The sequence below is a fragment of the Methylomonas koyamae genome (genome assembly GCF_001644025.1).
Taxonomy (GTDB): Bacteria; Pseudomonadota; Gammaproteobacteria; order Methylococcales; family Methylomonadaceae; genus Methylomonas; species Methylomonas koyamae_A.
This window is the reverse complement of the sequence record NZ_LUUK01000078.1, coordinates 60,797-78,838: the sequence shown is the minus strand read 5'-3', so window position 1 is coordinate 78,838 and position 18,042 is coordinate 60,797. Positions and strand designations below refer to the sequence as shown.

Genomic DNA, 18,042 nt, shown 5'->3' with positions numbered 1-18,042 from the left:
TCCCGGTCAATTGGCCTGAGTGTCGGCATCTTCCTCGGCGCGCAGCACCAGGGCGCCTTCGGTGACTAGGCGCTCGCCGGGCTGTAAGCCTTCCAGAACGACGCCTTGGTCTTTCAGGCGCAGGCCGATTTTGATCGGCTTTTGCTTGAAACGATTTTCCCCGGTCGCGACGAATACGTAATCGGATTCGGCCTCGGTAAATACCGCCGTCAGCGGAATCACGATCGCCTGTTGAGATGGGTCGCTTTCCAGAGTCACGCTGGCGTACATGCCCGGCAGCAGGCGGCCGTCCGGATTGGCTAGCTCGCAACGGACTTGCACGCTGCGGCTGTTTTCATCCAGTAGTTGGCCGATATAGCGCACCACGGCCGGAAAACGTTCGCCCGGATAGGCGGGCACTTCGACGCTGACTTGCTGACCGACCTTGATCTTGCTCAGATGGATCTCGAACACCTCCAGCACCGCGCTCAGCCGGCTCAAGTCGGACACCACGAACAATGGACGGTCGGTGTCCGGGCCGACTTCCTGACCGGGATTGACGTTACGCTCGACGACGCTGCCGGCCAACGGCGATTTCAACGCAAACCGGCCGTTGGCTTGGCGACCGGCCAGATGCAGATTTTTCAAGCGGGTTTCGGTGCGTTGCAGTTCGCTGCGCGCCCGCTGCAAATCGTCCTCGGCTTGCTCGAAGTCCTTGCGGGCGACGACCTTGCCTTCGTAGAGCTCGCGCTGGCGCTGATAGGCCCGGTTGGCCAGCGTCGATTCGGCCTGAGCCTTGGCGAAATCGGCTTCGGCGTCGGCGACATCGGGGCTGTGCAATTCCAACAGCGTCGACCCGGCGGCGACTTGGCTGCCCAAGGCCAGAGCTTGGCCGACTACCCGGCCGGCGACCGGCGAGCTAATCCGCGAGGTCAGGTTTTCGTCGTAGGCGATCTTGCCGGCCAGAGGCTCCATCGTCGGCGGCCGGCTGTAGGCCACTTCGCGAATCTTGACGTAGGTTTTTTTCGGCGAATCGGCTTGCAACACCACCTCGCCCGGCGTTTTGGCGGCTGGGGGCGGCGGGGTTTTATCGGCGGCTTCGTTGCACGCGGCCAGCGCCAGCAAGCCCGCCAGCAGCGCGGTCCGAATCGGGACGTTAAAATGGCGTTTAAACACGGTGGTCATCAGGGCTTGGGAATGGAATTTGAATCGGCGGCCGGATGGCCGAGCGGGGTTTCGTCGCCGACGGCTTTGGCCAAGTCGTAATAGGCGTTGGCACGACCGACGACGGCCGCGAAGTAGTCGCGCATCGCGGTTTTGTAACTGCGTTGCGCCTCGATAAAATCCAACACTCCGGTCGCGCCTTTTTTGAAAGCCAGTTCGGCGCTGTCTCGCACGGTTTGGGCATCGGTCAGCAAGCCGTTTTCGTAGCGTTGGGCGATTTTATCGGCGCTGCGCCAGGTGGCCAGCGCATTGGCCACGTCGCTACGAATCGCCAGTTCGGTTTGTTCGACCGCCAATTGCGCTTGATTCAAACCGACCGTCGCCTTGTCGGCTTCGCCCTGGTACTGATAAAACACCGGTACCGGCACGCTGACGCCGACGAAAAACGAGTTGAGCGCGTTGTTGCTGGGGTCGCGGGCGTAACCGGCGTTAACCGTGACGTCCGGGTATTTCAAGCGGCGGGCCAATTCCAGCTCCTTTTGCGCTTGCTCGGCGCGGCGCCGGTCGGCCTGCAAATCCGGCCGCTGACGCAAGGCTTGGTCGAGCAATGCGGTTTCATCGCCGTGCTGGCCGATGTCGTTGAGCGCCGGCCAGACTTCGGTGGCCTCGAATTGCCAGTCCGGCTCCGGCCAACGCAGAACTTGCGCCAGCGAGGTTTGGGCCTGACGCACCGCCGCTTCGGCCGCGTCCAGATCCGCTTCGGCGCGGGTGGCTTCCATTTTGACCCGTAAAAAATCCGCTTCGGCGATGTCTCCGCTGTTTAGGCGCAGCTTGTTGGCCACCGCGATGTCCCGATAATGGGAGACGGCTTCCTGGGCTAGCCAGCGGTTTTTTTGGGCCAGCAACAGATCGAAGTAGGCGTCCAGCACCATATTGCTAAAGATACGCACTGCATCGCGCAGATCGGCTTCCGCGGCTTGCGTCGCGAAGCCGCTGCTTTCGATGCGCAAACCGCGTTTGCCGGCCATCTCAATCAACTGGCTGAACGAAAAGTATTCGGCGGGCCCGCAAGAGACCGACGGATTGTGATTGCAGCCGCGCGCCGCCGAGCCCATGTTGGGATTGTCGCCGATCTCGGACAACTGGAAATTGAAATCCGGATTGGGGATGGCGCCGGCGATGACTTCCTGGGCGCGGGCCTGATCGATGTTGTATTGGGCGGCGATCAAATCCAGATTGCGCTGAAAGAACAGCGCCAAGGCCTGTTCGGCGGTCAGCGCGCGAGTTTGCGCCCACGCCGACTGCCCGCCGAGCAGCGCCAGGAGGCAACAGAGTTGCTGGAATCGTTTTCGCATCAATTTCGCCGTGATTGATTAAACCTCCGGCCGCGCCGGAGCAGATTCAGTTTAGCAAGAGCTTTGCCATTACCGAGTCGGGGTTACGGTCCGCGCCGACACCCGCCGTTCGCGGGCCGCGCATGATAGCAGACTATTATCGATACGCTATCTTTTTCCGGAAAAGCCTTTTTTGGGTAAAATCCCCCAACCTGCGGTTGATTTCAACCGCGCGACGTCAGAATTCGAAATGGGCGCGCAGTCCGTAAACGTCGACCGGACCTCGATCGGCATTGTAGGCCGGATTGGCGATGTGCTGGTAGTCGGCGGTCAGCCACACCGAGGGCCAGGGATGGAATTTATAGTAAACGTCTACCAACTGTTCCGGCCGGTAGCGGATGGTGCCGTCGCCGATAAAGCCGTCCACGCCGCCCAGGCGCAAATAGTCGACGTGGCTGGCCGACAACCAACTGCTGGCGAAGCCGACCCCGACCGTGTCGCGGGCTCGGCCCCAATATTCGCCGTCGACGGCCGCGCCCAACGACAACGAGCGGTCGGCCGAGGTATAGGAGTACACCTCGGTTTGCCCGTCCGAAACCATGCCGCGTAGAAATATCCCGATCGCGCCAGTCAAGCGCTGTTCGATATTGATGCCGATGCCGGTTTTGACGTTGGGTCGGCGCACCCAACACAGATCCGGCGCGCCGGCGTTGGTCGAGTCGTAATGAAAGCCGCCGCAAGCCGCGGCGTTTTTGCTTGGGTCGTCCTTCAGCGCCGCGATGGCCGCGTCCCAGCGACCCATGATTTCCCGATTGCGGTAGGCCAACAGCCGCACCGCGCCTTCTTGGCCGTACAGCGTGTGGCGGTGTTCGATTTCCAGTTGATCGCCGTAATGGTTGAACACGTTGAAATCCAACGGCAGATCGTTGGGATTTTGCGGCGTGGCGAAGCGGCCCAGCCGCAAGGTCCACGCGCCGAGATAATATTCGCCGGCCAGACCGACCGAATAACCGCGCGCGTCGGCGGCAAAGTCGTAAGCCGCGTGGCTGAGAAACGCCATGTTCAAAAACTGCTGGCGCAGGTCGGCGGAAAAGCGGTTCTTGTCGAAAATGTCCAACACGCTGAGATTGCCGAAAGTGACCACCAAGCGGTGGCTGTCCAACGCGCCGGCCAGTTGCAAGGGCGCGGACTCGTTGCGGCCGTCGTCGCCACCGAAGCCAAAGGTTTGCTTAAGATAAAACCGCGACTTGTACCAGGTCGCGCTGACCGAGCCGGTTTTTTGCAATTCGAAGTTTTGGATGCCGCCGCCCAAGCCCTTCAAGTCGGACAGCGGTAGTTCGGAAATCATTTCCGGCGCCAGATAAATCTCGCCGCCCGGCCAGGCTTTCAAACCGAAATAAGCGGTAAAGGTGCCGGTAAAACTGCGCTCGGCATTCGGACTGAGCGAATGCGGCGTGCCGTTCAGATTGGTGTAAGCCGCCGCGAAGGCCGGTTTCCAGCTGGAGATATAGGTAGCCTGGGCGTAGGCGTTCCAACGCTCGTCGTCCAGGTCGTGCCAGCCCTGGTCGGCCAGGGCCTGCATTAACGAAAATTCGTCGCCCGCCAAGCAGGTCACGGGCGCCAGCAGCACCAGCAAGCACAATCGCCAACCACGGACCGCCCCCAGGATATTAGCCATCGCCCCGCCCCCATCGGTGAAAACCGGCGGCACTATACCAGTCTCCGTCGTGCGCGCGTGAAAGACGTAAACCCGTTTCGAGTAAAAAAGGGTTTGGTCGGTCTAAGCCGGCCCGGCAGCGGCGAATCCGAAGCTAACGGACTTAGAAAAACAACTCGCGCATCTTCTTACCCGGCGATTCGGCGCGCATGAAGGCTTCGCCGACCAGGAAGGTGTATATGCCGTTGTCCTGCATCAGTTTGACGTCGGCCGGAGTGTGGATGCCGCTTTCGGTGACGATCAATTTGTCGGCCGGAATCGTGTTTTTCAGGTCCAGCGTGGTTTGTAGGGACACTTCGAAGGTACGCAGATTGCGGTTGTTGATGCCTATCATATGGGTGTTCAGCGCCAAGGCCCGTTCCAGTTCCTCGGCATCGTGCACTTCCACCAACACGTCCATGCCCAAACCGGTCGCGGTGTCGGCCAGTTCCTTCAGCATCGCGTTGTCCAGCGCGGCGACGATCAACAAGATACAGTCGGCGCCCAGCGCCCGCGATTCGTGGATTTGATACGGATCGATCATGAAATCCTTGCGGATCGCCGGCAGCGGGCAACGTTCGCGGACCATTTGCAGATTGGCTTCCGAGCCCTGGAAAAATTCCTTGTCGGTCAACACCGACAAACAGGTCGCACCGTTGAAGGCATAATCGACCGCGATTTCCACCGGCTTGAAGTCCTCGCGGATCACGCCTTGGCTGGGCGAAGCCTTTTTGATTTCGGCGATGATCGCCGGTTTTTGCTGGTCGGCCTTGCTGCGCAAGGCTTGGTAAAAGCCGCGCGGAGCCTGCACGGTGCCGGCCAATTCTTGCAGCATAGCCAACGGCGTGTTGTTCTTGCGGCGCGCTACTTCTTCGGCTTTTTTGGCGAGGATGGTTTTGAGGATGTCGGGTGTATCTGTCGTCATGTGTTGTTCGGTTTAATAATGTGTCGCTATCGCGACGGGTTTATCTAAAGTCGGTTCGCGGACCGACAGCCGAGATACTTTTTCTACGAAAACCATCCTTGGTTTTCGCCCTTCGGGCCAGCCTATCGGCTGTTCAAATTCGCTCCAGGCGAATTTGTGCTTGTCCAAAGAAAAGTATCCAAAAGAAAAGACACCCCATGCCGCTTGGACCCTGCGCTCCGCAGGCTTTGAACGGGGTTTTCCGAAGGGGCTTCCGAGCCCCTACGTAAAACGCGCGGCGTCCCTGCCGCGCCCCTGCGGGCAAATCCGCTCAAAGCCTACGGTGCTCGGCGCGGCAACAGGGGAGAAAACCATCCCGGAATCTCAAGTTGTAAAATCTGGATTCGTAGGTCCGATTAGCGCAGCGTAATCGGACGCATGCTAATCATCTTCTTCTACTCCCAACTCCCAATCGCCACCCCAATTCCCCGGATAAATGCCGTTTTCAACATACCGATGGAAACTGGAATAAGGCCAATCAATAACTCGGGTAACTAATCCATGTTTAAGCGGATTAACGTGCACATAATCCACATGGCGCTCAAAGTCAGTTTCATCACGAATTAAATGCTCCCAAAAATGGCGTTGCCAAATACCACGTTCGTTGGCGACTTTCCGCACATTCGACCGATACTCCGTTTTAGGCAATGCCCGCGAAAACCCACTTTTGATCAACCGCCAACGCATGCTGAAATCCGCATCTCCCGGTGGCAACGTCCAAACAGCATGCATGTGATCCGGTAACACTACCCAGGCGTCGATATGAAACGGGTAACGTTTTCGCACCGCCCGAACGGTTTCACGTAACAAATCGATTTCCCGAACCAGTAAATCGGTGTTCTTACGTTCCAGCAAATTCACGGTAAAAAACCACGTGCCACCCGGAACAAACGCGCGTCGGTAATTAGGCATTGGTTATTGCCGGTTTTGAAATTAGCCTTAGTCGAGTTTTAAACATGCGTCCGATTACGCTTCGCTAATCGGACCTACGGACCTGTTTTCAAGCGTTTAAGCGCAGGAACAATGGATACCGTTATATTTTTGCAAAAACCATTTCCATTTGAAGCCCTCTAGAATCAATTTCTGGTTGGGCCGGTAAAGTACCTAGAGATTGATATAATCTAGCTGTTACAGCCCCAGCCAAAGCATCTATTACGTCATTTAATTCCGCATCCTTTTTACGAAATTTCAATTTTGATTTTTTCAATAATATGATTAGTGCAATCAAGGTGCTTTTTAAGTAAATCTATCCTTTCCATTTCCCCTTCTGGCGATTTCTTTCTATATCGCATCGGCGTATAGTTATTTAACGCCCAAAAGCAAACCTCTGGATGAATTTCTCTAATTTTTCCTCGCAAATCCAATGTCGCTAAATAGTCATCAACCTCTTTGATTTTTGGAGCAATTGCATAACTTTGTTGCGAAAGTTTTCGACCCGTAATCTCAAAGTTTATTTGACTGCATTCTCGGTAAGTCGGGCCATTTAGCGCGGGTCGGGAAGGCGCTGGAAACACACTGGAACGACGGCCTTCTAAATTCTTTCTTGCTTCTAAATCACATAACCGCTCGATTCGGCCAGCTTCCCTTAATCCAATAGGAATGTCGATCAATATTAATGTACTGTTTCTGGATAATGCGGATAATTCAGAAATATTGGCCATTATATCAATAGTCCAATTTAGATCGTCATCTAAGCCAACATAAAGCCACCCTGATTTACATCCATCAATGCCGATATATTTCATTGAATTAATTCCTTCCAATATATGTATATAACGATGGGAATGTATAGTTTCCACGCTTTGACGCAGCAGCTATGGGCATTGTGTTTTCCCGTTTACCCTAGAGCCTACTCCCACTCAATCGTCGCCGGCGGCTTGCCGGAGATGTCGTAAGTTACCCTGGAAATCCCCGGTACTTCGTTGATGATGCGCCTTGAGACCAAGTCCAGAAAGTCGTAGGGCAAGTGTGCCCAACGGGCGGTCATGAAGTCGATGGTTTCGACAGCGCGCAAGGCCACGACGTAGTCGTATTTGCGGCCGTCGCCCATCACGCCGACCGATTTGACCGGCAGGAACACCGCGAAGGCCTGGCTGACTTGGTTGTATAAATCATGGCGATACAGTTCTTCGATGAAGATGGCGTCGGCCTTGCGCAGTAAGTCGGCATAGGATTTTTTGACTTCGCCGAGGATGCGCACGCCCAAGCCGGGACCGGGGAAGGGGTGGCGGTAGATCATGTCGGCCGGCAGGCCCAGTTCCAGGCCGAGTTTGCGGACTTCGTCCTTGAACAATTCGCGCAGGGGCTCCACCAGTTTCAGCTTCATGTTTTCCGGCAGGCCGCCGACGTTGTGGTGGGATTTGATCAGATGCGCCTTGCCGCTCTTGGCGCCGGCCGATTCGATGACGTCCGGGTAGATCGTGCCTTGGGCCAGCCACCGAGCATCGGTCAGTTTGCCGGCTTCCTCGTCGAAAATCTCGACGAACAATCCGCCGATGATTTTGCGTTTTTGCTCCGGGTCGTTGACGCCGGACAGTGCGCTCATGTAGCGGGCCTCGGCATCGACGCGGATGACCTTGATGCCCATGTGTTCGGCGAACATTGCCATGACCTGATCGCCTTCGTGCAGGCGCAACAGGCCGGTATCCACGAAGACGCAGGTCAGTTGCGAGGCTATGGCGCGGTGCAATAAGGCCGCGACCACCGATGAATCGACGCCGCCGGACAAGCCGAGAATCACTTGGTCGCTACCGACTTTTTCCCGCACCGCGCTGATGCTGTCTTCGATGATGTTGCTGGCGTTCCACAGCGCCGCGCAGCCGCAGATGTCCAATACGAAGCGGCTCAGGATGCGGCCGCCCTGCTTGGTGTGGGTGACTTCCGGGTGGAATTGCAGCGCGTAGAAATTGCGCGCCTCGTCGGCGATGCCGGCAATCGGCGCGCCGTCGGAGCTGGCGATCAGTTTGAAGCCGTTCGGCAATTCGACCACGCGGTCGCCGTGGCTCATCCATACGTCGAGTAGGCCGTAGCCTTCCGGTGAGACGTGGTCTTCGATTTCCGTCAACAGTTTGGAGTGGCCGCGAGCGCGAATTTGGGCGTAGCCGAATTCGCGGTGGTCGGAGGACTCGACCTTGCCGCCCAACTGTTCGGCCATGGTTTGCATGCCGTAGCAGATGCCCAGTACCGGCACGCCCAGGTCGAACACGGCCTGCGGCGCGCGCGGGGTGTCGCTGCTGGTCACGGTTTCCGGACCGCCGGACAGGATGATGCCCTTGGCGCCGAAGTTTTTGACTTCGTCGTCGCGACTGTCGCAGGAATAAATCTCGCAATACACGCCGATCTCGCGGATGCGGCGGGCGATCAGCTGCGTGTATTGCGAACCGAAGTCGAGGATCAGGATTTTGTCGGCGTGGATGTTGGATGCGGGAGTCGTCACGGGAACACCTTGAAGTAACGGAAGCGGCTTGGGCTTTAATCTAGCCCAAGCCGTCGGAAATAACAGAAAATCGGTCGCTGCCTAGAGTACGCGATACTCGCGGTACAGCCGATCCAGCAGGGCTTTGCTATCGGCGACCGGCTGGTTCAGTCCGCGCTCGGCGATGCTGCGTTGCAGTTTTTTCAAAAACCGCAGATAGGGCGCGGCCCGCATGAAGTGGCGCAGGTTGGTGTGGCCGCGCACGATCGCGCCTATCCGGTCGGCGTTGCCGCTCAGCGCTGCCGAGTCGGCTCGGACTTCGGCGGGTTTGAAGAACATCGTCAAGTTACCGCCGTCTTCCGATAAGCGGTATTCGCTTGCGGTCAGGCCGACTTTTTCGCCCATCCGTTGCAGGGTGTTGGCGTTGAAATTGAACAGATGGGCTTCGTGAAAGCTGCTGGCCGGCGATTGGCAGACGGCCTCGACGTTGGGTACTTCGACAACCAGGATACCGTCGGGTTTGAGCAGGCCGCGCAGGCGGCCGAGCACCGCGCTGGGGTCTTCGGTGTGTTCCAGCACGTGCCAAATCGTGACCAGGTCGAAACTGGCGTCGTCCAGTGCGGCGTCCTGGATAAAGCCGATTTGCAGATTCAAGCCGTATTGGGCGGCGGAATATTCGCCGTAGCCCTTGTTCGGTTCGATACCTTGCAGCTCGTGGCCCAGCGATTGAATCAGGTAGGCGAATTCGCCGCCGCCGGTGCCGACGTCCAACACCCGCCGGCGTTGCTGCAACAGATGCTTGATCTTGGCGTGGCGTTCCAACGCCACCCGGCCGGCGCGCAGAATGTGCTTGGCCTTGGGCGCGTAGGTTTGCTTATAGGCCAGACGGTAGTCGTCGGCGTAAAACTGGCGGGGGTCGTGCGGAAACGGGTCGCTCCATACCAGGCCGCAATCCTTGCAGATTACGGTGCGTAACGCCGCGCCGCTACGGGAACGGTTGGACAGTGCCTCGACATGGTGGCCGCCGCACAGGTTGCAGGGCATGGAGGATTCGAGTTGGTTTGCTTGCATGCTGATTTCCGGAAACCCGCCGTCGCCGGTCGGCGACGGCCAGGGAGCGGACCGGGATCGGTCCGGATTAGTTCATGTGGTAGTTGGGCGCTTCCTTGGTGATCGTCACGTCGTGGACGTGGCTTTCCCGCATGCCGGCGCTGGTGACTCGAACGAACTGAGCATTGTTGTGCATTTCTTCTATCGTGCTGTTACCGGTATAGCCCATCGCCGAACGCACGCCGCCCAACAATTGATGGACGATGGCCAGTACCGAGCCTTTGTAAGGCACCCGGCCTTCGATGCCTTCCGGCACCAATTTTTCGACCTGCTCGGTATCTTCCTGGAAATAGCGGTCGCTGGAGCCTTGTTGCTGCGACATCGCACCCAGCGAGCCCATGCCCCGGTAAGATTTGTACGAGCGGCCCTGGAACAATTCGACTTCGCCGGGGGCTTCCTCGGTGCCGGCGAACAAGCCGCCCAGCATCACCGCGTGAGCGCCGGCCGCCAATGCCTTGGCGACGTCGCCGGAATAACGAATGCCGCCGTCGGCGATCAGCGGCACGCCGCTGGCTTTCAAGGCGTCGGCGACATTGCTGACCGCGGTGATCTGCGGCACGCCGACGCCGGCGACGATACGGGTGGTGCAGATCGAGCCGGGACCGATGCCGACCTTGACGCCGTCGGCACCGGCTTCGACCAGCGCCTTGGCCGCCGCAGCCGTGGCGATGTTGCCGCCGATGACCTGCACCTGCGGAAAGTTTTGTTTGACCCAGCGCACCTTGTCCAGCACGCCTTGCGAGTGGCCGTGGGCGGTGTCGACGATAATCACGTCCACGCCGGCCTCGACCAGCGCGCCGACCCGTTCGCCGGTGTCGGCGCCGGTCCCGACCGCCGCGCCGACGATCAGCCTTTCCTGCTCGTCCTTGCAAGCTTGCGGATTGTCCTTGGCTTTTTGAATGTCCTTGACGGTAATCATGCCGCGTAAATGAAAGGCGTCGTTGACCACCAGGACTTTTTCGATGCGGTGGGTATGCAGTTTTTCGATGACTTCCCGGTGGCTGAAGCTTTCGCGCACGGTGACCAGCTTGTCTTTCGGCGTCATGATCTGGCTGATCGCCACGTCGAGGCGGGTTTCGAAACGCAAATCTCGGCTGGTAACGATGCCGACCAATTCTTCACCGTCGACGACCGGCACTCCGGAAATATTCTTGGCGCGGGTCAGTTCCAGCACTTCGTGGACCGTGACGTTGGGCGAAACCGTGATCGGGTCCTTGATGACGCCGCTTTCGTATTTTTTGACCCGCCGTACTTCGCCGGCCTGCTGCTCGACCGTCATGTTCTTGTGGATGATGCCGATGCCGCCTTCCTGGGCGATCGCGATCGCCAAGCGGGCTTCGGTAACGGTGTCCATCGCCGCCGAAACCAGCGGGATGTTCAGGGTGATTTTGCGGGTCAGCCGGGTTTTCAGCTCGACTTCGCGGGGTAATACGGAAGAATGGGCCGGCACCAATAAAACGTCATCGAAGGTGAGCGCTTCCTGAATAATTTGCATAATCACACCTGGGGCTAATCTTTAATAAGCCCGCCATTGTACAACCTAAGCGCGCATCCTAAAAATCGGAAATAGTCAACGGGATTTGCCGGCATCAAGGGGTTTTCCGGGTCAGCTCGGCGACAATGCGCTGATATTCCTCGGCTTTCGGTCGATGCAGATACACGCCCAGCGCCGCCATCAGGCTGAAAATATAGAGGGTGTTGTAACCGTCCCCGATCAGAAACATCCCGAAACCGAACAGCCCGACCCATTCGATCAGCCCCTGGGTGACCGCAATCGTGACCAGATAGCGGGCCGCCGCCGGTTTGGGGCCTGGCATGGTCTGGTTCAGACGCAGCAGGACGTGGCGCAGCAGATTGGTGAACGGAAACAGCACGATGGCAATGCCGTACAGCACGCTACGGATCAGCTCGCGCCGGTCGGCCGGCCAGCCGAGCTGAAACTCGTTCGGCCAGAAGTGGCAAAACGCGTTGTAGGCTAGCAGCAGCGCCAGCATCGCGACGCAGATCAGTTTGTGGGCCGTCAGCTTATCGTGGTTGTCTCGACCAGGCGACTCGGGCATTACTGGCTCCTTAACTGGCGGTGGCGGTAATCGCGCAGGATAACAACAAACGCGACGAAGTCGTAAGCGGCGTGGGCCACCATCGGCATCAGCAGGTTGCGCTCGCCGCCGTAATCCAGCAAAACGCCGAGATAGAGACCGATCAGCAAGGCCAACACCGCGTACAATGGGGTTACCGCGTGTGCCAGCGCGAACACCGTGTTGCTCAGCCAGAGCGCGGGCAGCGCGCCCCAACGGTTCTCCAGCCACGGCTGCAAAAAGCCGCGAAACAACGCTTCCTCGCCGAAGCCGGCTAGACCGGCCAGAATCAGCAGATCGGACCAGTGCCGTCCGACCAGTCGGGCGCCCAACGTCTCCAGCAGCAATTCGCGAATGTCGCGCAACGCCGGATATTCCAGCGCTTGCAGCGCGAAAAACACGATCAACAGCGGCAGCGTGGCCAACAAGCCGTTCGCCAATGCCGGTTCCGACCAAGCCAAGCCCGCGAACGGATCGACGTCGGTCAACCAGCCGAACAGAACCGCCAGCGGCGCCAAGCCGGCCTCGAATAGGCAGGCCAGCCGGAAAAAACGGTCTTGCGGCGGAATCGAATCGGACATTAGCGGTGGCTGCGAGAAGGGGTTGACCGAAAATTCTAAACAAAAACCGTTAAAATTGGCAGTCCAAACCAATCCGAGAGCCGCGCATGCAATGCTTTATTTATAAAAGCCTTAAAAAAGACGAACTCTATTTATATCTGGACAAGAAAGACGATTTCTCGGCTTTACCGGCCGATTTGTTCGCCAGCTTGGGTCGCTTGCAATTCGTGATGGAGCTGGAGTTGACGCCGGAACGCAAACTGGCCAGGGAGAAGGTCGAAAAAGTCATCGCCAGCCTGCGGGCGAAAGGCTTTTTCGTGCAACTCCCGCCCACTCGGCTGGCCGATCCGCTATCGCTTGCCAACGCCAAGCTACACTGAAATCGGCGAATGCCAACCGGTTAATCCGTGCTAACATGGTCGCATTTTTATCGGGGGGCGGCTTTCTCCTGTTTCTCAAAAGACTCACCGGGAATTGTTACAAATGTCAGATAATCCATTAGCTTACGAAGACTCCAAGTCGAGAGGCATTCTGTGGGGATTCGGATCCTTGGTCAGCGTGGTGGTCATCGTGATGCTGGTTTTGGGGGAATGGTGGAGCCAGGAGCCGGAACAATTCAGCGTCGAAGATGAAGCGATCGAACGCATGAACGTGACCCACACCGATCAAATGCCGATCGGCTACGTCTACGCCAACACGCTGGCGCACATTGCCGACGTGATTTTATTCAAGGCCGGCGGGTACTTATCCAACGACGTGGCGCCGCCCGGCTTGTTCTGCGATAACATCCAAAGTTTCGAGTACGGCGCGCTGGTCATGCTGCGCGATGGCACCACCGCCTTGCGCAACCACTTCGCCCGCGACCAGTCGCAATCGGCCGAAGACCCGGATTTGGCGAAAGCGGAGCCTTATTTTTACTACGAACGCAATTCCTGGGCGCTGCCGTCCACCGAATCCGAATACGTTAAAGGCGTCGAGGCATTGCATGGTTACATGGCGCGTTTGCAAAATCCGACTTCGGAATCCAAACCGGCCCAGTTTCATGCCCGCGCGGATAACCTGTGGCAATACACCGAGGTCGTCATCAAACGCTTGGGCGGATTGTCCACCCGTTTGGCGGCCAGTACCGACCGCTTCTCCGGCGCCGCGCACGGCGACCCCTCCAACCCGGTCGATATGAACATGCCGACCATCGGTCAAACGCCTTGGCTGGAAATCGATAACGTGTTCTACGAAGCGCGCGGCGCCAGCTGGGCCTTGTTACACATTCTGCGGGCAATCAAGCACGATTTTTCCGACATTTTGCTCGACAAGCGGGCGATGAATACGCTGGACATCATGATCCAGTCGCTGGAAAAAGCCTTGACGCCGACCTTGAGTCCGGTGGTATTGAACGGCGATGGCTTCGGCCTGTTCGCCAACTATTCGCTGGCGCTGGCCAACTACATCGCCCGAGCCAATGCGGCGGCCTTGGACTTGCGCGACGTGATGAACCGGGGTTAAGGCGGCGATGCAGGACCAAATCAACGAAAACCTGAAAAAAATCGAAACCTGGAAGCGGATCATCTTCATGGTGATCTACGCGGCCATCGACAGCCTGGTGAAGTTGTTGCTGTGGCTGGTAATTCTGTTGCAGGTCGGCTCGGTGCTGCTGACTGGCGCATGCAATCCCAACATCCTGAATTTCGGCCGCTCGCTGTCGATTTACCATTACCACATCTTGCTGTTCCTGACCTTCAATACCGACAAGCTGCCGTTTCCGTTCGCGGACTGGAACGACACCGCCAATCTGGAATTGCCCCACAAACCCTAGTCCGCCATGACCGAGGTACCGCGCAAAATCATCCATATCGACATGGATGCGTTTTACGCGGCGGTCGAGCAACGCGACCACCCGCAATACCGCAACAAGCCGGTCATCGTCGGCGGCCAGCCCGATTCGCGCGGCGTTGTCGCCACCTGCAGCTACGAAGCCCGCGTATTCGGCGTACATTCGGCAATGCCGTCGTCGCAGGCCTACCGGCTCTGTCCGCAAGCGATTTTCGTTAGACCGCGTTTCGACGTGTACCGGGCTGTTTCGGCAGCCATCCGCGCCATCTTCGCCCGCTATTGCGATTGCATCGAGCCCTTGTCGCTGGATGAAGCCTATCTGGACGTCAGCTCGGCCGAATCGGCGATGCGATTGGCCGGGCAAATCAAACAAGCCATTTGCCGGGAAACCGGACTAATCGCTTCGGCCGGCGTGTCCTATAACAAGTTTTTGGCGAAAATCGCCTCGGATTTGGGCAAACCGGACGGTTTGCACTTGATCACCCCCGAGCAAGGCCCCGCCTTCGTCGAAACCCTAGCCGTCGGCAAATTTCACGGTATCGGTCCGGCCACCGAACGCAAGATGCAGGCGCTTGGGATACTGACCGGCCTGGATTTAAAAAAAGCCCCGCTGGCCTTGTTGCAGCATCATTTCGGCAAAGCCGCCCAGCATTATCACGACATCGCCCGAGGCGTCGATCACCGGCCGGTGCGGGCCGACAGACAGCGCAAATCGGTCGGCGTCGAAACCACCTTCGAACGGGACGTCGCCGACGCGGCGACTCAGTCGCGTTTGCTACAGGCTTTATTCAGCCAAGCCCTGTTACGGTTGACCGAAAAGCAGATGACGGCTTACACGCTGACGGTCAAAATCAAGTACCGCAACTTCGTGCAAGTGACCCGCGCCCGGACGCTGGATCGACCGATCGCCGACGACGCGGATACGCGCCTGTTGCTAGCCGAGTTGTTGCACAGCGCCGGCACCGGTAGCGAGCCGGTGCGATTACTGGGGGTCACCTTATCCGGCCTGGACCCGGAGCGCTCCGCCGGGCAGTACCGCCAGCTCGATTTATTCGAACACCTCTAGGACGATCCAACGCTCAAACGCTTTCCAACTGATCCTTGATCGGCAAATGACGGATACGTCGGCCGGTCGCCGCGAAAATGGCGTTGCATAGTGCCGGCGCGATCGGCGGCACGCCGGGTTCGCCGACGCCGCCCAACGGCACATCGAAATCGCCGGCCGGCAGCAAATGCACCCGAATCTCGCGCGGTGCATCGTCGATACGGGCAATCTGGTAGGCATGGAAATTATCCTGTTGCACAGCGCCGTTTTTGAAACTGATCTCGCCTTGAGTAGCCAAGCTGACACCCATATTGCAAGCGCCTTCGATTTGCGAGCGTATCCGTTCCGGGTTGACCTGCGGGCCGCAGTCGACGGCGATGTCGATGCGGGGAATGCTCAGTTTGCCGTCCGCGCCGACCGCAACCTCGGCGACCACCGCCACATAGGTGACGAAGCTGTAATGCGCCGCCAGCCCCAGGCCTTGACCCTTGGGCAAGGCTCGGCCCCAGCCGGCTTCGCGGGTCGCGGTTTCGATGACCCGACGCAAGCGGCCGGTATCGATAGGATAGCGTTCCGGCGATTCGCCGTGGTTCCAGTGGTCGCCGAGACCGCGCGGATCGATTTTGCGAGGCGGTCCTATCAAGGCCAGCAAAAAATCGCGGTGATCCTGGCCGGCCGCCGCCGCCAACTCGGCGACGAAGGATTGCACCGCGAACGCGTGCGGAATGTTCGAAACCGAACGGAACCAACCGATTCGGGTATGGGCCTCGGCCTCGGCGGTTTCGATGCGTAGATGCTCGATCGCGAACGGCACGTTGATCACGCCCATGCCCAATTCCACCGGCATCGGCAATTTGCTGCCGGCGACAAAGGTCGAGGAAATGCTCGGCGAGGCGGTGCGATGCAACCAGGACAGGGGTTTGCCTTCCGCGCTTAGTCCGGCTTCCAGGCGATCGAGCGTCACGGTGTGATAATAGGAATGGTGCAAATCGTCTTCGCGGGTCCAGGTGACTTTGACCGGTTTGCCGGCCATCGCTTGCGACAGCAAGGCCGCTTCGATTACATAGTCCGGCATCGATTTGCGGCCGAAGCCGCCGCCGAGCAAGGTGACGTGAACCGTTACCTTGTCCTCGGGTAGTTTCAGCCATTTGGCGACCTTTTCCCGGCTCAATTGCGGCGCTTGCGTGCAAGCCCACACTTCGCAACGGCCGTTGCCGATGCGGGCGGTCGCCGCCGGCGGCTCCATCGGTGCCTGGGCCAGATGCGGGACGTAATATTCGGCTTCGACGCGTTTGGCGGCGGAATTCAGCGCGGCCCCGACATCGCCTTGCTGACGGACCACCTTGGCGGGTTGGCGCGCCGCCGCCTCCAGCTCGGCTTGGTAGGCCGAGGAGTCGTACCCGGCGTGCGGGCCGGCGTCCCATTCGATTTTCAACGCCGCGCGTCCCTGAATCGCCGCCCAGGTGTTGGTCGCGATCACCGCGACGCCGCCCAGCGGATTGAATTCGGCCGGCGGCGGACTGCCGGGCAATTCGACGATCTTGATCACGCCCTTCACGGTTAGCGCGGCACCGGCATCGTAGCTCTTAAGCTTGCCGCCGAAGACCGGCGGCCGGGCAATCACGGCATACAACATGCCTTTCAGTCGAGTATCGATGCCGTATTGAGCCTTGCCGGAAACGATGTCGGCGCCGTCGTAAATATCCGACTGGCCCTTGCCGATGTAGCGAAATTCGGTCGGCGCTTTCAATCGCAGGGTATCTCGTTCAGGCACCGGCAGTTTCGCCGCCGCCTTGGCCAGTTCGCCGTAGCCGACGGTCTTGCCGCTGGGTAGATGTTTGACCTGATGCAGCTCGGCGCGTACCTCTTCGAGAGGCACCCGCCATTTGGCCGCCGCCGCTGTTTCCAGCATGCGCCGGGCCGCCGCGCCGACCCGGCGCATCGGCAGGAAAAAATGCCGAGTGCTGCGCGAGCCGTCGGTATCCTGATTGCCGAAGCGGACCTCGTCGCCGGGCGCTTGCTCAACCCTCACCCGTGCCCAATCGGCTTCCAGTTCGTCGGCGACCACCATCGGCAAACTGGTACGCACGCCCTGACCCATTTCCGAGCGGTGGCAAACGATGGTGACCATGCCGTCGGCGGCGATTGCAACGAACACCAGCGGATCGTCTATCCAGCCGTGCGGCATCGCGTCGGCGCCGTACTTTGCCGGGGTTTGCGGCGATGCGGTTTCGTCGGCTTTCAACATGGCCGGAAAGCCCGCGGCCAGTACGAAGCCGGTCAGCGCGCTGGTTTTCAGGAACTCGCGGCGGCTGACGTTGACGATGCTTAGCGCGTCGCCGGGACGATCGGAAAACGGCCGGTTCATACGGGCTCCTCGTTCAGACTCGCGGCTTGTTTGATCGCCGCGCGGATGCGTTGGTAAGTACCGCAGCGGCATAAATTCACGCTCATCGCCTTGTCGATGTCTTCATCGCTGGGCCGAGGGTGTTGTTTGAGCAGCGCGGTGGCCGACATGATTTGTCCGGACTGACAATAGCCGCATTGCGGTACATTCAAGGCCAGCCAGGCGTCCTGCACCTTGCGGCCGACCGGGTCGTTGCCGACGGCTTCTATCGTGACGATTTTCTTGCCGGCCGCCGCCGAGATCGGCGTCACGCAGGCGCGGGTGGGGGTGCCGTCCAGATGCACCATGCAGGCTCCGCACACCGCCATGCCGCAGCCGAACTTGGTGCCGGTCATGCCGAGCCGGTCGCGCAAGGCCCACAGTAGCGGCGTGTCGTCGGGCAGATCGATTTTATGGCGTTTGCCGTTGATATCGAGCGTGGTCATGGTCTATCGCTCCGTTAGGTGTCGCGAAAAATGCC

At 58.9% G+C, this 18,042-nt stretch carries 18 protein-coding genes; 4 read left to right on the top strand and 14 right to left on the bottom strand.

What is annotated here, in order from left to right; all coding sequences use genetic code 11:
* Nucleotides 1-6: 6 nt before the first annotated feature.
* From A1355_RS07110 to A1355_RS07065, 12 genes are all read right to left on the bottom strand, one after another.
* Entirely contained in the window at nt 7-1,164 is a 1,158-nt protein-coding gene (locus A1355_RS07110) for an efflux RND transporter periplasmic adaptor subunit (protein ID WP_064026417.1), read from the bottom strand.
* Entirely contained in the window at nt 1,164-2,498 is a 1,335-nt protein-coding gene (locus A1355_RS07105; RefSeq protein ID WP_064026416.1) for a TolC family protein, read from the bottom strand. Before A1355_RS07105 ends, A1355_RS07110 begins: the two co-directional genes overlap by 1 nt.
* 217 nt (nt 2,499-2,715) lie before the next feature.
* Complete coding sequence (locus tag A1355_RS07100) at nt 2,716-4,155, bottom strand: carbohydrate porin (RefSeq protein WP_231883590.1); 1,440 nt, start codon at nt 4,153-4,155, stop codon at nt 2,716-2,718.
* Between the two features lie 142 nt (nt 4,156-4,297).
* A complete protein-coding gene (gene trpC, locus A1355_RS07095; RefSeq protein WP_064026415.1) occupies nt 4,298-5,098 on the bottom strand; it encodes an indole-3-glycerol phosphate synthase TrpC in 801 nt (266 codons plus the stop codon).
* Nucleotides 5,099-5,518: 420 nt separating this feature from the next.
* Entirely contained in the window at nt 5,519-6,049 is a 531-nt protein-coding gene (locus tag A1355_RS07090) for an REP-associated tyrosine transposase (protein WP_064026414.1), read from the bottom strand.
* Nucleotides 6,050-6,170: 121 nt separating this feature from the next.
* Nucleotides 6,171-6,329 carry a hypothetical protein gene (locus tag A1355_RS25085; RefSeq protein ID WP_157197781.1) on the bottom strand — a complete coding sequence of 53 codons (159 nt, stop codon included), beginning with the start codon at nt 6,327-6,329 and terminating at the stop codon, nt 6,171-6,173.
* Nucleotides 6,316-6,882 (bottom strand): DUF429 domain-containing protein, encoded by a 567-nt coding sequence (locus tag A1355_RS24425; RefSeq protein WP_082885408.1) that lies wholly within the window; start codon nt 6,880-6,882, stop codon nt 6,316-6,318. The genes A1355_RS25085 and A1355_RS24425 overlap by 14 nt, the downstream gene beginning before the upstream one ends.
* Nucleotides 6,883-6,986: 104 nt before the next feature.
* On the bottom strand, nt 6,987-8,573 hold the full coding sequence (gene guaA, locus A1355_RS07085; RefSeq protein ID WP_064026413.1) for a glutamine-hydrolyzing GMP synthase: 1,587 nt from the start codon (nt 8,571-8,573) through the stop codon (nt 6,987-6,989).
* 81 nt (nt 8,574-8,654) lie between these two features.
* Complete coding sequence (locus A1355_RS07080) at nt 8,655-9,623, bottom strand: class I SAM-dependent methyltransferase (RefSeq protein WP_064026412.1); 969 nt, start codon at nt 9,621-9,623, stop codon at nt 8,655-8,657.
* Nucleotides 9,624-9,690: 67 nt separating this feature from the next.
* A complete protein-coding gene (gene guaB / locus A1355_RS07075) occupies nt 9,691-11,157 on the bottom strand; it encodes an IMP dehydrogenase (RefSeq protein WP_064026411.1) in 1,467 nt (488 codons plus the stop codon).
* A 94-nt stretch (nt 11,158-11,251) separates the two neighbouring features.
* A complete protein-coding gene (locus tag A1355_RS07070) occupies nt 11,252-11,722 on the bottom strand; it encodes a hypothetical protein (RefSeq protein WP_064026409.1) in 471 nt (156 codons plus the stop codon).
* Entirely contained in the window at nt 11,722-12,321 is a 600-nt protein-coding gene (locus tag A1355_RS07065; protein WP_064026407.1) for a CPBP family intramembrane glutamic endopeptidase, read from the bottom strand. Before A1355_RS07065 ends, A1355_RS07070 begins: the two co-directional genes overlap by 1 nt.
* An 86-nt stretch (nt 12,322-12,407) precedes the next feature.
* Here A1355_RS07065 and A1355_RS07060 point away from each other — a divergent pair, with 86 nt between their 5' ends.
* From A1355_RS07060 to dinB, 4 genes are all read left to right on the top strand, one after another.
* Nucleotides 12,408-12,680, top strand: a complete 273-nt coding sequence (locus tag A1355_RS07060; RefSeq protein WP_064026405.1) for a YcgL domain-containing protein — start codon at nt 12,408-12,410, stop codon at nt 12,678-12,680.
* A 103-nt stretch (nt 12,681-12,783) separates the two neighbouring features.
* On the top strand, nt 12,784-13,803 hold the full coding sequence (locus tag A1355_RS07055) for a DUF2333 family protein (protein WP_064026403.1): 1,020 nt from the start codon (nt 12,784-12,786) through the stop codon (nt 13,801-13,803).
* A gap of 7 nt (nt 13,804-13,810) precedes the next feature.
* Nucleotides 13,811-14,113, top strand: coding sequence for a DUF4389 domain-containing protein (locus A1355_RS07050; RefSeq protein WP_064026401.1), 303 nt, complete (start codon nt 13,811-13,813; stop codon nt 14,111-14,113).
* 6 nt (nt 14,114-14,119) lie between these two features.
* Nucleotides 14,120-15,196 carry a DNA polymerase IV gene (gene dinB, locus A1355_RS07045; RefSeq protein WP_064026399.1) on the top strand — a complete coding sequence of 359 codons (1,077 nt, stop codon included), beginning with the start codon at nt 14,120-14,122 and terminating at the stop codon, nt 15,194-15,196.
* Nucleotides 15,197-15,209: 13 nt separating this feature from the next.
* Here the strand turns inward: dinB and A1355_RS07040 are convergent, their stop codons facing one another.
* Together A1355_RS07040 and A1355_RS07035 are read right to left on the bottom strand one after the other, a co-directional pair.
* On the bottom strand, nt 15,210-17,543 hold the full coding sequence (locus A1355_RS07040; RefSeq protein WP_064026397.1) for a xanthine dehydrogenase family protein molybdopterin-binding subunit: 2,334 nt from the start codon (nt 17,541-17,543) through the stop codon (nt 15,210-15,212).
* Nucleotides 17,540-18,007, bottom strand: coding sequence for a (2Fe-2S)-binding protein (locus A1355_RS07035; protein ID WP_064026395.1), 468 nt, complete (start codon nt 18,005-18,007; stop codon nt 17,540-17,542). The genes A1355_RS07040 and A1355_RS07035 overlap by 4 nt, the downstream gene beginning before the upstream one ends.
* Nucleotides 18,008-18,042 lie beyond the last annotated feature (35 nt).

Bases quoted from the DNA above. Each gene is read 5' to 3' on its own strand.
- A1355_RS07050 (WP_064026401.1), top strand. From the start codon at position 13,811: ATGCAGGACCAAATCAACGAAAACCTGAAAAAAATCGAAACCTGGAAG.
- trpC (WP_064026415.1), bottom strand. From the start codon at position 5,098: ATGACGACAGATACACCCGACATCCTCAAAACCATCCTCGCCAAAAAA.
- dinB (WP_064026399.1), top strand. From the start codon at position 14,120: ATGACCGAGGTACCGCGCAAAATCATCCATATCGACATGGATGCGTTT.
- A1355_RS07105 (WP_064026416.1), bottom strand. From the start codon at position 2,498: ATGCGAAAACGATTCCAGCAACTCTGTTGCCTCCTGGCGCTGCTCGGC.
- guaB (WP_064026411.1), bottom strand. From the start codon at position 11,157: ATGCAAATTATTCAGGAAGCGCTCACCTTCGATGACGTTTTATTGGTG.
- A1355_RS07055 (WP_064026403.1), top strand. From the start codon at position 12,784: ATGTCAGATAATCCATTAGCTTACGAAGACTCCAAGTCGAGAGGCATT.
- A1355_RS07080 (WP_064026412.1), bottom strand. From the start codon at position 9,623: ATGCAAGCAAACCAACTCGAATCCTCCATGCCCTGCAACCTGTGCGGC.
- A1355_RS07060 (WP_064026405.1), top strand. From the start codon at position 12,408: ATGCAATGCTTTATTTATAAAAGCCTTAAAAAAGACGAACTCTATTTA.
- A1355_RS24425 (WP_082885408.1), bottom strand. From the start codon at position 6,882: ATGAAATATATCGGCATTGATGGATGTAAATCAGGGTGGCTTTATGTT.
- A1355_RS07100 (WP_231883590.1), bottom strand. From the start codon at position 4,155: ATGGCTAATATCCTGGGGGCGGTCCGTGGTTGGCGATTGTGCTTGCTG.
- A1355_RS07070 (WP_064026409.1), bottom strand. From the start codon at position 11,722: ATGCCCGAGTCGCCTGGTCGAGACAACCACGATAAGCTGACGGCCCAC.
- A1355_RS07035 (WP_064026395.1), bottom strand. From the start codon at position 18,007: ATGACCACGCTCGATATCAACGGCAAACGCCATAAAATCGATCTGCCC.
- A1355_RS07065 (WP_064026407.1), bottom strand. From the start codon at position 12,321: ATGTCCGATTCGATTCCGCCGCAAGACCGTTTTTTCCGGCTGGCCTGC.
- A1355_RS07110 (WP_064026417.1), bottom strand. From the start codon at position 1,164: ATGACCACCGTGTTTAAACGCCATTTTAACGTCCCGATTCGGACCGCG.
- A1355_RS07040 (WP_064026397.1), bottom strand. From the start codon at position 17,543: ATGAACCGGCCGTTTTCCGATCGTCCCGGCGACGCGCTAAGCATCGTC.
- A1355_RS07090 (WP_064026414.1), bottom strand. From the start codon at position 6,049: ATGCCTAATTACCGACGCGCGTTTGTTCCGGGTGGCACGTGGTTTTTT.